We start from the raw sequence: 13,174 nt of genomic DNA, 5'->3' as shown, positions 1-13,174 counted from the left end.
AGGAGAGACACATGTCATTCAATATCGGCCTTAGCGGCCTGTATGCGGCCAACAAGCAACTTGACGTTACCGGCAACAACATCGCCAACGTCGCCACCACCGGCTTCAAGGCGTCCCGTGCCGAGTTCGCCGATATCTACTCGGCCAGCAAGCTGGGGATCGGCAGCAAGACGGTCGGCAGCGGCGTCAACCTGGCGGCGGTCTCGCAAAACTTTGGCCAGGGGGCGATCAATAACACCGGCAACCTGCTGGACATGGGCATCTCCGGCAGCGGCTTCTTCGTGCTCAGTGACAATGGCTCCCTGAGCTACACCCGCGCCGGGACCTTCAAGTCCGACAAGGACGGTTACGTGACCAGCACAGACGGCACGTCGCGCTTGCAGGGCTATGGCGTGGATGCCAACGGCAATATCGTCAACGGCACCTTGACCGACCTGCGTATCGATACTTCCAACCTGGCGCCCAAGCCGACCGGCTCGGTGGAGTCCACGATCAACCTGAACTCCAATGCCGACACTATTGATCAGGTCGTGAACAAGTTCGACCCGGGCGAGACCGCCAGCTACAGCAAAAAATTCAACACCACCGTCTACGATACCCAGGGCAACCCGCACCCGATGGATCAGTACATGGTGAAGACCGGTTCCAACACCTGGAAGACCTACACCCTGATCGACGGCCGCAACCCTGATGGCAGCCCGGTCAGCGGCGCCGGCGTCAAAGATCCGGTGGCCTCGACCATGAGTTTCGATTCGACCGGTGCCCTGGTCAGCGTCACGACGCCGAACCCGGTTGCCGGAGGCCCGGACATCATCAGCAGCACTTTGACTGTCGCGGACTGGATGCCTGGCGCAACCGTCAATGGTGCATGGGTGTCCAACGGCGCCAAGGCCAAAGATGACGGCTTTGGCATCAACATGGCCAGTACCACCCAGTACAACACCGACACCTCGCGCAACCCGCCAACCCAGGACGGCTACGCTACCGGCCAGATCAACAACCTGACCATCGATGGTTCAGGCGTGATGTTCGCCAACTTCAGCAACAACCAGAGCCGTGCCATTGGCCAGATCTCGCTGGCCAGCTTCACCAACGAACAAGGCCTGCAGCCGGCGGGCGGTACTGCCTGGAAAGAGACTTTCGCTTCGGGCCTGGCCGGCTACGATGCGCCGAAGGTCGGCAGCCTGGGCGCGATCCAGTCCAACTCGCTGGAAGACTCCAACGTCAACCTGACCAGTGAACTGGTGGACCTGATCAAGGCGCAGAGCAACTACCAGGCCAACGCCAAGACCATCTCGACCCAAAGCACCATCATGCAGACCATTATCCAGATGACCTGATAGCGGGCAGCACGACAAAAAGCCCCGGCACGCCAATGCCGGGGCTTTTTGTTGTTGAAGCAGGGGGCTTGCTACTGATTGTGAGAGCCAGCCTGCTGGCGATTGCAGCGGTGCGGTGTTGCAGCTGTACCGCGTCGTTTGTACCGCTGGCAAGCCAGCTCCCACAATGGCTTCAGGGTCTGTTGAATTCAACCCGCTCCGGTACCCGGGTCATCAGCACTTTGCCGGCACGGATCGAGACCCGGGCCTTGGCCTGGCGGCGTACTGCTTCGTAATCACTGTCGGCGTCCAGTATCACCAGGTTCGCCGGCCGGCCGACGGCGATGCCATAACCCTCGCCAAGGTTGAGGGTGCGGGCACTGTTGTCGGTGACCAGGTCCAGGCAACGTGCCAGGTCTTCGAAGCCCATCATGTGGCAGATGTGCAAACCCGCATCCAGCACCCGCAGAATGTTGCCGTTACCCAGCGGATACCAGGGGTCCTTGATCGAGTCCTGGCCCAGGCACACGTTCATCCCGGCGCGGTCCAGTTCGGCCACGCGGGTCACGCCGCGGCGTTTTGGAAAGCTGTCAAAGCGCCCTTGCAAGTGAATGCTTTCGGTCGGGCACGAAACGAAATTGATCCCCGAAGCCTTGAGCAGGCGAAACAGTTTCGAGCAATAGGCATTGTCGTAGGACCCCATGGCCGTGGTATGGCTGGCGGTTACCCGGCTGCCCATACCGCGGACCCGGGCCTCTTCGGCCAGCACTTCAAGAAAGCGCGAGTGCGGGTCGTCGGTTTCGTCGCAGTGCACGTCCACCAGGCAACCGCTGCGCTCAGCCAGGTCCATCAGAAACTTGATCGAGCTGACGCCTTGCTCGCGGGTGTTTTCAAAGTGCGGAATGCCGCCGACCACATCGGCGCCCATCTCCACTGCACGGATCATCAACTCACGGCCGCCGGCGTAGGACTCGATTCCTTCCTGGGGGAAGGCGACGATTTGCAGGTCGATCAGCCCCCGGGCTTCTTCACGGACCTCGATCATCGCCTTGAGGGCAGCCAGCGTCGGGTCGGTGACGTCGACATGGGTACGCACATGCTGAATGCCATGCTCGGCCAGCATGCGGATGGTGGTGTGGGCGCGCTGTTTGGTGTCTTCATGGGTGATGGTTTCCTTGCGCTGCGCCCAGCGTTCGATGCCTTCGAACAGCGTGCCGCTCAGGTTCCACTCGGGCTGGCCCGCCGTGAGGGCGGCATCCAGGTGGATATGCGGTTCCACCAGGGGCGCGATCAGCAATTGGCCTTGAGCGTCGATATCGCCCGCCTGCGCCATCAAACTGGCGCACTGCTGGGTTATGGCGCTAATGCGCTCGCCCTCGCAGCTGACCGTATACAGGCCTGGAGTTTTACGTAGCGTGGCATTGATGATGTTCATGCTTGGTCCTGTCGTTGGGCTTCGGTCATGCGCCACACGAGGAGGGCAACCGAAGCATTCATTCTGAAAAGTGGGTCATCGAGCGACTGTCCGCTGTGTTGCTCGATGCGTTGTATCCGTTGGTTGATGGTGTTTCGGTGAATGTTCAAACGCCGGGCCGCCTGCAGGGCATTGCCGTTTTCCTGGAGCAGGGCGTCCAGGGTTTCAAGCAGGCTGTGGGGTTGCTTGCGCCGGGGCTCGATCATGGAACCCAGGGTCTGCTGCACGAATGCCTCGATCACCGAGCGTTCGCCAATGGCCTGCAACAGGCGCAGCACCCCCAGCTCACTGAAATCACAGAAACCGCTGGCCGGGCGCAGATTTTCTGCAACATCCAGGGCCTGGCGCGCCTCGTTCAGCGCCTGATGGTAGTGGCCGCAATCCTCTGCCTTGCTCGCCACCCCCATGAACAGCGCCATGTCACCGATCATGGCATGCAAGTCGCGATACAGGCAGCCCAGTTCGGCGCGAATGGTTTCGCCCTCGTTCAGCAGCAGGATGAACAGATCCCCCTGGACGATGACCGGCAGCGCGCGGGGCAGGGCACGGGCCCAGATATCCAGATGATCCTGTACGGCCTGTCGCGTTTGTTGCAATAACCGTTCTGCGGCATCCGGGGCATGGTTGTCGAACAGCACGCTGACCGCCGACAGCCGCATTGCCACCAGGCGTCGCGGGCCGTCCAGAGGCAGTTTCAAGTGCGCCGCACGCTGGCGGGCAGTGGCCAGGCTCGGATAATCGCCGCTGAGCAACTGCGCCAGAATGTCGTGGCGTGAACGCTTGGTCTGGCCCATTTGTACCAGCGCCGTGCCGATCAGGTGCGTGACAATAACCATCTTCAGCAAGTACGGCTGTTCGATCAGCACCAGACCGTATTCCTCGCACAGTGCTATGACCGAGTCCGGAATACGCTGAATAAAGGCATCTCCGGTCAGGATCACCAGCCCGGCAATGCCGCTGGCATCGCCTTCGTGCACCAGACGCAGCAAGTTGGCCTCGTCCCGGAGATGGTTGATGCCGGTGACGAACACCAGTTCGCCGCCCATGACCCATTGCCTCAGGCCTTCGTTCTCGGCCACGTAGGGCCAGCGCACGTTGCGTTGCAGGTTGCAGGCACCGGCGCGCAGGGTCATTTCTTCCAGGCCGGCCAGCCCCAGAATTTCTGCAACCGTGAGGCTCAAATGTCCTCCTGCACGACGGGCAGCACGGCACGCCGGCGGCTGATTTCCAGCAGCAGGATGTAGCACGCGGCGGAAGCGGCAATTCCAACCAGCGGCGCAATCCACGGTGAGCAGTAGGCCAGCAGTGCGCCGAAGGCGTAGGCGGTCAGGCCCGGGACGTTGTAGCGCGGCAGTTTCACACTGGCCAGCGTCGGGTATTTGCCGTGATGGCGATACCAGAAGTCGGCCATGATGACGCCCCCGATGGGCGGGATGATCGAGCCCAGCAGCACCAGAAACGGGATCAGCATTTCATACATGCCGCCAATGGCCAGCACCACGCCGACGGCAGCGGCGATCAGGGTCATGGTGCGGCGCCGTTCGCTGCGCACCAGATGGCAGGCTGCCGCCGACACGTTGTAGATGGTCGGGCCCTGGATCGTCCAAAGGTTCAGGCACAGCATGACTACCGCGGCGAACGACAGGCCCTGGAGCATCATCACGCTGACGATGTCGGCCTGTTGATAGACCATGGCGCACCATGCGCCGGCCACTATCATCAGGCCATTGCCCAGCAGAAAACTGACCACGCTGGCGATGACGGCAATCCGCCCGGTGCGCGATAGCCGGGTCCAGTTGGTGGCTTGGGTCGCGCCGCTGGCGAACGTGCCGAAGACCATGGTGATGGCGGCCGAGAAGGTCATTGCTTCATGGGGGATTACCGCTGCCAGGCCCTTGAAGCCGCCGACATGGCGGGTGGCGATGTACATGGACACGATCAACAGGACAAACATCAGCGGCACCGAGACCCGCGACAGCACGTCCAGCCCTCTGTAGCCGATAATCGCGGTGATACTGAAACCCAGCCCGAAAAACACCATCAGCGGCCAGGTGAAGCCTTCTGCCAGGCCGAGCATTTTCACCAGTACGATGGCCACGGTGGCCGTGCCCCAGGCAAACCAGCCCAGCTCGGCAAAACCCAGCAGAAAGTCCGAGAGACGGCTGCCGGCCTCGCCAAAGCAAAAACGCCCCATCAATACCGTATTCAGGCCGCTGCGGGCGGCAATCAGCGCCAGTGCGGCGGCATACAGGGCCAGCAGGCTGTTACCGATGGCCGCAATCCACAGCATGTCGACGAAGTTGAACGCCATGCCCAGTTTGCCGCCGGCGAACATGGTGCCGGTAAAGAACGTGAAGCTGAACAACACCATGGAAATCGATAGCAGCCCCTTGCGTGCAGAACGCGGGGCTTCGCTTAAAGGAAATTCGCCGGGTGCACTCATGTTGTATTTCTCCGCCTCGAATGGGTAGGGCCGTGGTCAGTGGCACCCTGGGGCTAGAGCAATAAGCGGGCCTGTTTCGGGCCAGATGTCAAAACAGAAAAAAGCGGGCAGAGGGCATAGAGATCGGTGTTCAGGTTGAACATATTTGAAGGGGATTGGCGGGCAGAGGTGTGCAGAGTGATTCATTTTGTAGCGCTGATGCACCGTTGTGGGTGCTTATGGCCAATCGCCGGCTCCGACAACGGGCTGGTGACCTCCTTGTGGGAGCCGGCTTGCCAGCGCTGGACGCGGGTGTGTTGCCCATAAAAAAAAACCCCGTTAAACCCAACTGTTACCAGGGTTTAACGGGGGTTTCGGTCAGGCGGTCAAGCCGTCTGACGGCTCAGCTTATTGGCAAGCTTCGCAATCCGGCTCGTCAATGGCGCAAGCCTTTGGCACCGGTGCAGGACCGGCAGGCGCGGCAACCACGTCTTCGCTGTTGTTGCCGTTGGACACCGCGTTGAGCTTGCCGGTGTTGACGGTGGACTTCTCGGTGCTGGTCGCGGCCAGGGCACGGAGGTAGTAAGTGGTTTTCAGACCACGGTACCAGGCCATGCGGTAGGTCACGTCCAGCTTCTTGCCCGAAGCGCCGGCGATGTACAGGTTGAGCGACTGAGCCTGGTCGATCCACTTCTGACGACGGCTGGCGGCGTCAACGATCCACTTGGTGTCGACTTCGAACGCAGTGGCATACAGCTCTTTAAGCTCTTGCGGGATGCGTTCGATCTGCTGCACGGAACCGTCGTAGTACTTCAGGTCGTTGATCATGACCGAGTCCCACAGGTCGCGGGCCTTGAGGTCGCGAACCAGGTACGGGTTGATCACGGTGAATTCGCCCGAGAGGTTCGATTTCACGTACAGGTTCTGGTAAGTCGGTTCGATCGACTGCGATACGCCAGTGATGTTGGCGATGGTGGCGGTCGGTGCGATGGCCATGATGTTGGAGTTACGGATGCCTCTCTGAACACGGGCGCGAACCGGTGCCCAATCCAGGGATTCGTTCAGGTCAACGTCGATGTACTTCTGGCCGCGCTGTTCGATCAGGATCTGTTGCGAGTCCAGTGGCAGTACGCCTTTGGACCACAGCGAACCCTGGAACGTCTCGTAAGCGCCACGCTCGTCTGCCAGGTCGCAGGACGCCTGGATCGCGTAGTAGCTGACCGCTTCCATCGACTTGTCGGCAAATTCCACGGCCGCTTGCGAGGCGTATGGAATGTGCTGCAGGTACAGCGCGTCCTGGAAGCCCATGATCCCCAGGCCGACCGGACGGTGCTTGAAGTTCGAGTTGCGGGCTTGTGGCACCGAGTAGTAGTTGATGTCGATTACGTTATCGAGCATGCGTACGGCTACATCGATGGTGCGCTTGAGCTTGTCGGTATCGAGCTTGCCGTCCTTGATGTGGTTCGGCAGGTTGATCGAGCCCAGGTTGCAGACCGCGATTTCGTCCTTGTTGGTGTTCAGGGTGATCTCGGTGCACAGGTTCGAGCTGTGGACCACGCCCACGTGCTGCTGCGGGCTGCGCAGGTTGCACGGGTCTTTGAAGGTCAGCCACGGGTGGCCGGTTTCAAACAGCATGGACAGCATCTTGCGCCACAGGTCTTTGGCCTGAATGGTCTTGAACAGCTTGATCTTGCCCGGGTACTGGGACAGGGCTTCGTAGTACTCGTAACGCTCTTCGAAGGCCTTGCCGGTCAGGTCGTGCAGGTCCGGTACTTCGGATGGCGAGAACAGGGTCCACGGGCCGTCATCGAAGACGCGCTTCATGAACAGGTCAGGGATCCAGTTGGCGGTGTTCATGTCGTGGGTACGACGACGGTCATCACCGGTGTTCTTGCGCAGCTCGATGAACTCTTCGATGTCCATGTGCCAGGTTTCCAGGTAGGCACAGACAGCGCCTTTGCGCTTGCCACCCTGGTTAACGGCTACGGCGGTATCGTTCACTACTTTGAGGAACGGGACCACGCCCTGGGATTTGCCGTTGGTGCCCTTGATCCATGAACCCAGTGCACGTACCGGAGTCCAGTCGTTGCCCAGGCCACCGGCGAATTTGGACAGCATGGCGTTGTCGTGGATCGCGTGGTAGATGCCCGACAGGTCATCCGGAACTGTGGTCAGGTAGCAGCTGGACAGCTGTGGACGCTGGGTGCCGGCGTTGAACAGGGTCGGAGTCGAAGCCATGTAGTCGAAGGACGACAACAGGTTGTAGAACTCGATGGCACGGTCTTCTTTTTGCTTCTCTTCGATTGCCAGGCCCATGGCCACGCGCATGAAGAAGATCTGCGGCAGTTCGAAACGCACGCCATCCTTGTGGATGAAGTAACGGTCGTACAGGGTTTGCAGGCCCAGGTAGGTGAACTGCTGATCGCGCTCGTGGTTGATCGCCTTGCCCAGTTTTTCCAGGTCAAAGGTCGCCAGCACCGGGTTCAGCAAATCGAACTCGATACCTTTGGCGATGTAGGCCGGCAGGGCTTTGGCGTACAGATCGGCCATCTCGTGGTGAGTCGCGCTTTCTGCCACTTCGAGGAAGCTCAAGCCTTCGGCACGCAGGGTGTCCATCAGCAGGCGAGCGGTTACGAAGGAGTAGTTTGGCTCACGCTCTACCAGGGTGCGGGCGGTCATCACCAGGGCGGTGTTGACGTCGCTCAGGGCTACGCCGTCGTAGAGGTTTTTCAGGGTTTCGCGCTGGATCAGGTCGCCGTCAACTTCTGCCAGACCTTCGCAGGCCTCGGTGACGATGGTGTTCAGGCGGCCCATGTCCAGAGGTGCGAACGTGCCGTCAGCGCGGGTGATACGAATCGACGGGTGAGCCTGGACAGTGTCTTCGGCCGGGGCGCGGTTAGCACGCTCCTTGGAGCGGGCATCGCGGTAGATCACGTAGTCGCGAGCCACTTTTTGCTCGCCGGCGCGCATCAGGGCCAGTTCAACCTGGTCCTGGATTTCTTCGATGTGGATGGTGCCACCCGATGGCATGCGACGCTTGAAGGTCGCGGTGACTTGTTCAGTCAGGCGCGCAACAGTGTCGTGAATGCGGGACGAGGCGGCAGCTTTGCCACCCTCAACTGCGAGAAACGCTTTGGTGATGGCGACGGTGATCTTGTCATCGGTGTAAGGAACAACAGTCCCGTTACGTTTGATCACGCGCAATTGGCCTGGCGCGGTCGCAGACAGATCCAGATTTGAATCGGAACCCTGCGAGTTCTCGCGAGTTGTGTCGGTTTGCATGGGGGGGTGTCTCCACATTCTCTATGTTTGTTTGGGCACCTTTTGGGGGCCCACCGTTCCGTCCTGAAGCACTACAACCGACGATCAAGCCGGGTATAACAACTTCGGGACGTACAGAAAGGGGGGTTAAGCCGCTTCCGTGCCGAAGTCCTGGCGTTGCGCGTACCGGCGCAAATCCTGTTCCTGATGGGTGACAGTATTTTTACTGCAACACCCGGGCCGCTTTCCGGCTTTTACGCTGGAAACCGGCTGCCATCCGCATGCGCGGTTTGGACTTTAAAAGCGTGTTTACTCAAACCCGACAGGCGCGAGAAAAGGACTTGAAATTCTCGTCTGAGTTGTGTTGGGTTTTTGGCCTAAAACCCTATATGTGGGGTTGTTTGGCCGAATAGATACAAGATATGCGTTTTGCCGAGTCTCTGCAACGTAGGATCTTGGCTTGAATCACTGCGTGTTTTGTGTATGAAAGCGTAAAAAACCGTGTAGGCCCCATGGGCTCGGCTTCAGACCGTTTGTCACCAAATTTTGCCGGATTAAACGCCCCGGACTGAATTTTGAGGGCGCGAACCCTACCACAAAAAACAGCGCTGTCCGAACGCATTTTCAGGCGCGTGCAAAGATAGGAAAGGTCAAGGGGATATTGGTGTTTCAAGACACCGCAAAGGCCTTGGCTGACCTTTGCGGCAGATGCGGGAAATTACAACAATTGGAAGCTGTTTTGCTGCACGTTCTGCGAATCAAGGCCGATCATCACCTCGAACTCACCGGGCTCGGCGACGTATTTCAATTGCGGGTTGTAGAACTTCAGCGCGTTCTCGTCGATGTTGAACTGCACGACTTTCTGCTCTCCGGCCTTGAGCATGATTTTCTGGAAGTCCTTCAACTCCTTGAGCGGCCGGCTCATGGAGGCGGCGACATCATGCAGGTAGAGCTGGACCACGGTTTCGCCATCGCGCTTGCCAGTGTTTTTCACGGTCACGCTGGCGGTCAGTGATGCCCCGGGTTTCAGGGTTTTGGCGGACAGGCTGACGGCCGACAGGCTGAAATCGGTGTAGCTCAGGCCATAGCCAAACGGGTACAGCGGGGTGTTTGCCTCGTCGAAGTACTGCGAGGTGTAGTTGCCCGGCTTGCCCGGGGTAAAGGGCCGGCCAATGCTCAGGTGGCTGTAGTAGGTCGGAATCTGCCCTACAGAGCGCGGGAAGGTGATGGGCAGCTTGCCGGAGGGGTTGTAGTCGCCGAACAGGACATCGGCAATGGCATTGCCGCCTTCAGTACCGCTGAACCAGGTCTCCAGCACGGCATCGGCCTGCTGCTGTTGCAGGTCGATCGACAGCGGCCGGCCATTCATGAGCACCAGCACCAACGGCTTGCCAGTGGCCTTGAGGGCGGTGATCAGGGCGCGCTGGCTGGCTGGCATGTCCAGGCTGGTGCGGCTCGACGACTCGTGGGACATGCCCCGCGACTCGCCCACCACAGCCACCACCACATCGGCCTGCTGCGCCGCCTTGACCGCTTCGTCAATCATCACATGGGCCGGGCGCGGGTCGTTGGTCACTTCCGGGCTGTCGAAGTTCAGGAAGTTCAGATAGTCGACGATTTTCTGGTCGTCGGTGATGTTGGCGCCCCGGGCATAAATCAGCGTGCCCTGCTGGCCGAGTGCGTTGCGCATGCCGTCAAACACGGTGACCGATTGCGCCGGCTGGCCATTGGCCGCCCAGCTGCCCATGATGTCGATCGGTGCCTTGGCCAGCGGGCCCACCAGAGCGATGCGTGCCTGTTTTTTCAGTGGCAGGGTCTGGTCCTGGTTCTTCAGCAGGACCAGACTCTTGCGCGCCACTTCGCGGGCTTCGCGCCGGTGCAGGCGGCTATCGGCGTTGGCATCGGCCGGATCGTCCTGGGCCTTGCCGATCCGCAGGTACGGGTCGGCAAACAGACCCATGTCGTATTTGGCCCCGAGCACTTCGCGTACCGCATTATCCAGATCGCTTTGTGGCACTTCGCCCGACTTCAGCAAGCCCGGCAATTCTTCGCCATAGACCTTGTCGTTCATGCTCATGTCGATGCCGGCCTTGATTGCCAGCTTGGCGGCTTCGCGCCCGTCCTTGGCGACGCCGTGCCTGATCAGCTCGATGATCGCGCCATGGTCGCTGACGGCGACCCCTTTGAAGCCCCAGTCCTTGCGCAGCAGATCCTGCATCAACCACATGTTGGCGGTGGCCGGGATACCATTGATCGAGTTCAGCGCCACCATCACCCCGCCAGCGCCGGCATCAATTGCGGCGCGGTACGGAGGCAAGTAATCCTGGTACATGCGCACCGGGCTCATGTCGACGATGTTGTAGTCCCGGCCGCCTTCCACTGCGCCATACAGGGCGAAGTGCTTGACGCTGGCCATGATGTTGCCGGGCAGGGCGGGTGAAACTCCCTGATAGGCGTGGACCATGACTTTGGCAATGCGCGATACCAGGTAGGTGTCTTCGCCAAAACCTTCCGAGGTGCGCCCCCAGCGCGGGTCGCGGGCAATGTCGACCATCGGCGCGAAGGTCAGGTCAATACCGTCGGCGCTGGCTTCTTTGGCGGCAATCCGGCCGCTCAGGCCGATGGCGTCCATGTCCCAGCTGGAGGCAAGGGCCAGGCTGATAGGGAATATGGTGCGATGGCCGTGAATCACGTCGTAGGCAAAAAACATCGGGATTTTCAGGCGGCTGCGTTGAGCGGCATCCTGCATCGGACGGTTTTCGGCGCGGGTGATCGAGTTGAACGTGCCGCCGATACGGCCTGCAGCGATTTCCTTGCGAATCATCTCGCGGGGCATTTCCGGGCCGATGCTGATCAGGCGCAGTTGGCCGATCTTTTCATCGACCGTCATTTGTTTGAGCAGATCAGCCACAAACACATCTTTGGGCGGGAGCGGTGTCGGCGGGTTCTGGGCTAAAACCGAGTGACTGGCCAGACAAAGGGCCAGGCCCAGCAAATACATATTTCTCATGACATTCTTCTACGCGGCCGCTCTCTTAAAGCGAGGGATGGCCCGCGCTTTTGAAGCGATATTGTTCTGTGGGGGATGTAAGGACTACTTAACTTAAAAATTACCCTATCGTTAAGGTAAGTATTCCCACATGGCAGGCAGTCTTTTAGCTGATTAGCTACCAGCAATCCAGTGTTGCCGGGAGATATTCAGTCACGGTGAGGGAGTTTTTCCACAGGGTATGCGGTCAATAAACTCAATCGGGTTATTTCGGAGCGTCACAAGCATGGAATTACAAAGCGTTAGGTCCTCGGGCTGGAAAGTCATCGCGCTGCTGGCGTTGAGCAGTCTGCTGGCGGGATGCGGGATCAATACCATTCCGACCCTGGACGAGCAGGTCAAGGCGGCCTGGTCGCAAGTGCAGAACCAATACCAGCGGCGCTCCGACTTGATCCCCAACCTGGTGGAAACGGTCAAAGGTGCGGCCAGGCAAGAGCAGGCGACCCTGACCGCGGTGATTGAGGCACGGGCCAAGGCAACGTCGATCCAGGTGGATGCCAGCACCCTGAACAATCCGGAAAAACTCAAACAGTTCCAGGATGCACAGAACCAGCTGACCGGAGCCTTGAGCCGTCTGATGGTGGTGTCCGAGCGCTATCCGGACCTCAAGTCCAATCAAAACTTCCTCTCCTTGCAGTCGCAACTTGAAGGCACGGAAAACCGCATCAGCGTGGCCCGTCGCGACTTCATCCAGGCAGTTGAACGTTACAACACCGAAATCCGCACCTTCCCCGGCCGTTTGTGGCATGCCGTGATGTACAGCGACTTGCCGATTCGCCCGACTTTCGAGGCCACCGCACCGGATGCCGACAAAGCCCCGGAAGTGAAGTTCTAACCACCGCCTGACCCTGCACTTACTGGGGGGCAAGCTGCCGAGGTGCTGATGCGCGTATCAAAACCGGGTTTGGGTCTGTTGCTGTGGCTATTTATAGCCACCGCACAGGCACTCACTTTTCCGACGCTGAGCGGGCGGGTGGTGGATGACGGGCAGATGCTCGACCCCGCCACACGCCAGCAACTGGCACAAACACTGGAAGCCCACGAAAAAGCCACCGGCGAGCAAGTGGTGGTGGTTACGGTGGCGGATCTGCAAGGGACTCCCATTGAGGATTTCGGCTACCAGTTGGGCCGGGCCTGGGGTATCGGGCAAAAGGATAAAAACAACGGCGCCCTGCTGATCGTCTCGCGTGATGACCGCAAACTGCGGATCGAGGTCGGCTACGGTCTGGAAGGCCGCCTGACCGATGCGCAATCCTCGGTCATCATTAATCAGATCATTACCCCGGCCTTCAAAGCCGGTAACTTCAGCCAGGGCATCAGCGACGGTGTTGCCGCGATCCTGCAAGTATTGGGTGGCGATCCCGTGCCTGAGCCGGCCTACGCCAGCGGGCAGGGCGATGGCAGTGACTTGATGACCGAGCACCCCGGTGTGGTGTTGCTGCTATTTCTGTTGTTCGTTGTGGTCGTGGCTGTCTGCCAGTTTTACGGCATTTGCAACTCGGGCGGCGGCGGTGGCACCCGCTCCGGCGGGTTCGGTGGCGGGGGCTTCGGTGGCGCAGGCGGTGGCGGCTTTCGGGGTGGCGGCGGCAGTTTTGGCGGCGGCGGAGCTTCCGGCGGCTGGTAATTCACTTATTTAACGGGCATCGACA

At 59.9% G+C, this 13,174-nt stretch carries 8 protein-coding genes; 3 read left to right on the top strand and 5 right to left on the bottom strand.

Features of this window, described 5'->3' with window-relative positions; translation table 11 throughout:
* Nucleotides 1–11: 11 nt before the first annotated feature.
* The gene (gene flgE, locus EQV90_RS10130) at nt 12–1,340 is read left to right on the top strand and encodes a flagellar hook protein FlgE (protein ID WP_240878055.1); all 1,329 of its coding nucleotides are present in this window, start codon (nt 12–14) and stop codon (nt 1,338–1,340) included.
* Between the two features lie 172 nt (nt 1,341–1,512).
* Here the strand turns inward: flgE and codA are convergent, their stop codons facing one another.
* The 5 genes from codA to bglX form a co-directional block, all read right to left on the bottom strand.
* A complete protein-coding gene (codA, locus tag EQV90_RS10125) occupies nt 1,513–2,754 on the bottom strand; it encodes a cytosine deaminase (RefSeq protein WP_240878054.1) in 1,242 nt (413 codons plus the stop codon).
* Nucleotides 2,751–3,974, bottom strand: coding sequence for a PucR family transcriptional regulator (locus tag EQV90_RS10120; RefSeq protein ID WP_240878053.1), 1,224 nt, complete (start codon nt 3,972–3,974; stop codon nt 2,751–2,753). The genes codA and EQV90_RS10120 overlap by 4 nt, the downstream gene beginning before the upstream one ends.
* Nucleotides 3,971–5,236: a cytosine permease gene (gene codB, locus EQV90_RS10115; protein WP_003441082.1), complete on the bottom strand. Its 1,266-nt coding sequence runs from the start codon at nt 5,234–5,236 to the stop codon at nt 3,971–3,973. The genes EQV90_RS10120 and codB overlap by 4 nt, the downstream gene beginning before the upstream one ends.
* 387 nt (nt 5,237–5,623) lie before the next feature.
* Entirely contained in the window at nt 5,624–8,497 is a 2,874-nt protein-coding gene (locus EQV90_RS10110) for a ribonucleoside-diphosphate reductase subunit alpha (protein WP_003441086.1), read from the bottom strand.
* Nucleotides 8,498–9,194: 697 nt separating this feature from the next.
* A complete protein-coding gene (gene bglX / locus EQV90_RS10105) occupies nt 9,195–11,486 on the bottom strand; it encodes a beta-glucosidase BglX (RefSeq protein ID WP_240878052.1) in 2,292 nt (763 codons plus the stop codon).
* A 265-nt stretch (nt 11,487–11,751) separates the two neighbouring features.
* On the opposite strand from bglX, the gene EQV90_RS10100 reads away from it, so the two are divergent.
* Together EQV90_RS10100 and EQV90_RS21685 are read left to right on the top strand one after the other, a co-directional pair.
* On the top strand, nt 11,752–12,360 hold the full coding sequence (locus EQV90_RS10100) for a LemA family protein (RefSeq protein WP_003441093.1): 609 nt from the start codon (nt 11,752–11,754) through the stop codon (nt 12,358–12,360).
* A 48-nt stretch (nt 12,361–12,408) separates the two neighbouring features.
* Complete coding sequence (locus EQV90_RS21685) at nt 12,409–13,149, top strand: TPM domain-containing protein (protein ID WP_003441095.1); 741 nt, start codon at nt 12,409–12,411, stop codon at nt 13,147–13,149.
* Nucleotides 13,150–13,174 lie beyond the last annotated feature (25 nt).

The organism is Pseudomonas sp. TMW22089, from assembly GCF_022496645.1.
Lineage (GTDB): Bacteria > Pseudomonadota > Gammaproteobacteria > Pseudomonadales > Pseudomonadaceae > Aquipseudomonas > Aquipseudomonas paraversuta.
The sequence above is the reverse complement of the archived record's forward strand: the minus strand, read 5'-3'. Positions and strand labels throughout refer to the sequence as shown.

Excerpts from the sequence above, each read along its gene's own strand:
- codB (WP_003441082.1), bottom strand. The coding sequence starts at position 5,236 with ATGAGTGCACCCGGCGAATTTCCTTTAAGCGAAGCCCCGCGTTCTGCA.
- EQV90_RS21685 (WP_003441095.1), top strand. The coding sequence starts at position 12,409 with ATGCGCGTATCAAAACCGGGTTTGGGTCTGTTGCTGTGGCTATTTATA.
- flgE (WP_240878055.1), top strand. The coding sequence starts at position 12 with ATGTCATTCAATATCGGCCTTAGCGGCCTGTATGCGGCCAACAAGCAA.
- EQV90_RS10110 (WP_003441086.1), bottom strand. The coding sequence starts at position 8,497 with ATGCAAACCGACACAACTCGCGAGAACTCGCAGGGTTCCGATTCAAAT.
- codA (WP_240878054.1), bottom strand. The coding sequence starts at position 2,754 with ATGAACATCATCAATGCCACGCTACGTAAAACTCCAGGCCTGTATACG.
- bglX (WP_240878052.1), bottom strand. The coding sequence starts at position 11,486 with ATGAGAAATATGTATTTGCTGGGCCTGGCCCTTTGTCTGGCCAGTCAC.
- EQV90_RS10100 (WP_003441093.1), top strand. The coding sequence starts at position 11,752 with ATGGAATTACAAAGCGTTAGGTCCTCGGGCTGGAAAGTCATCGCGCTG.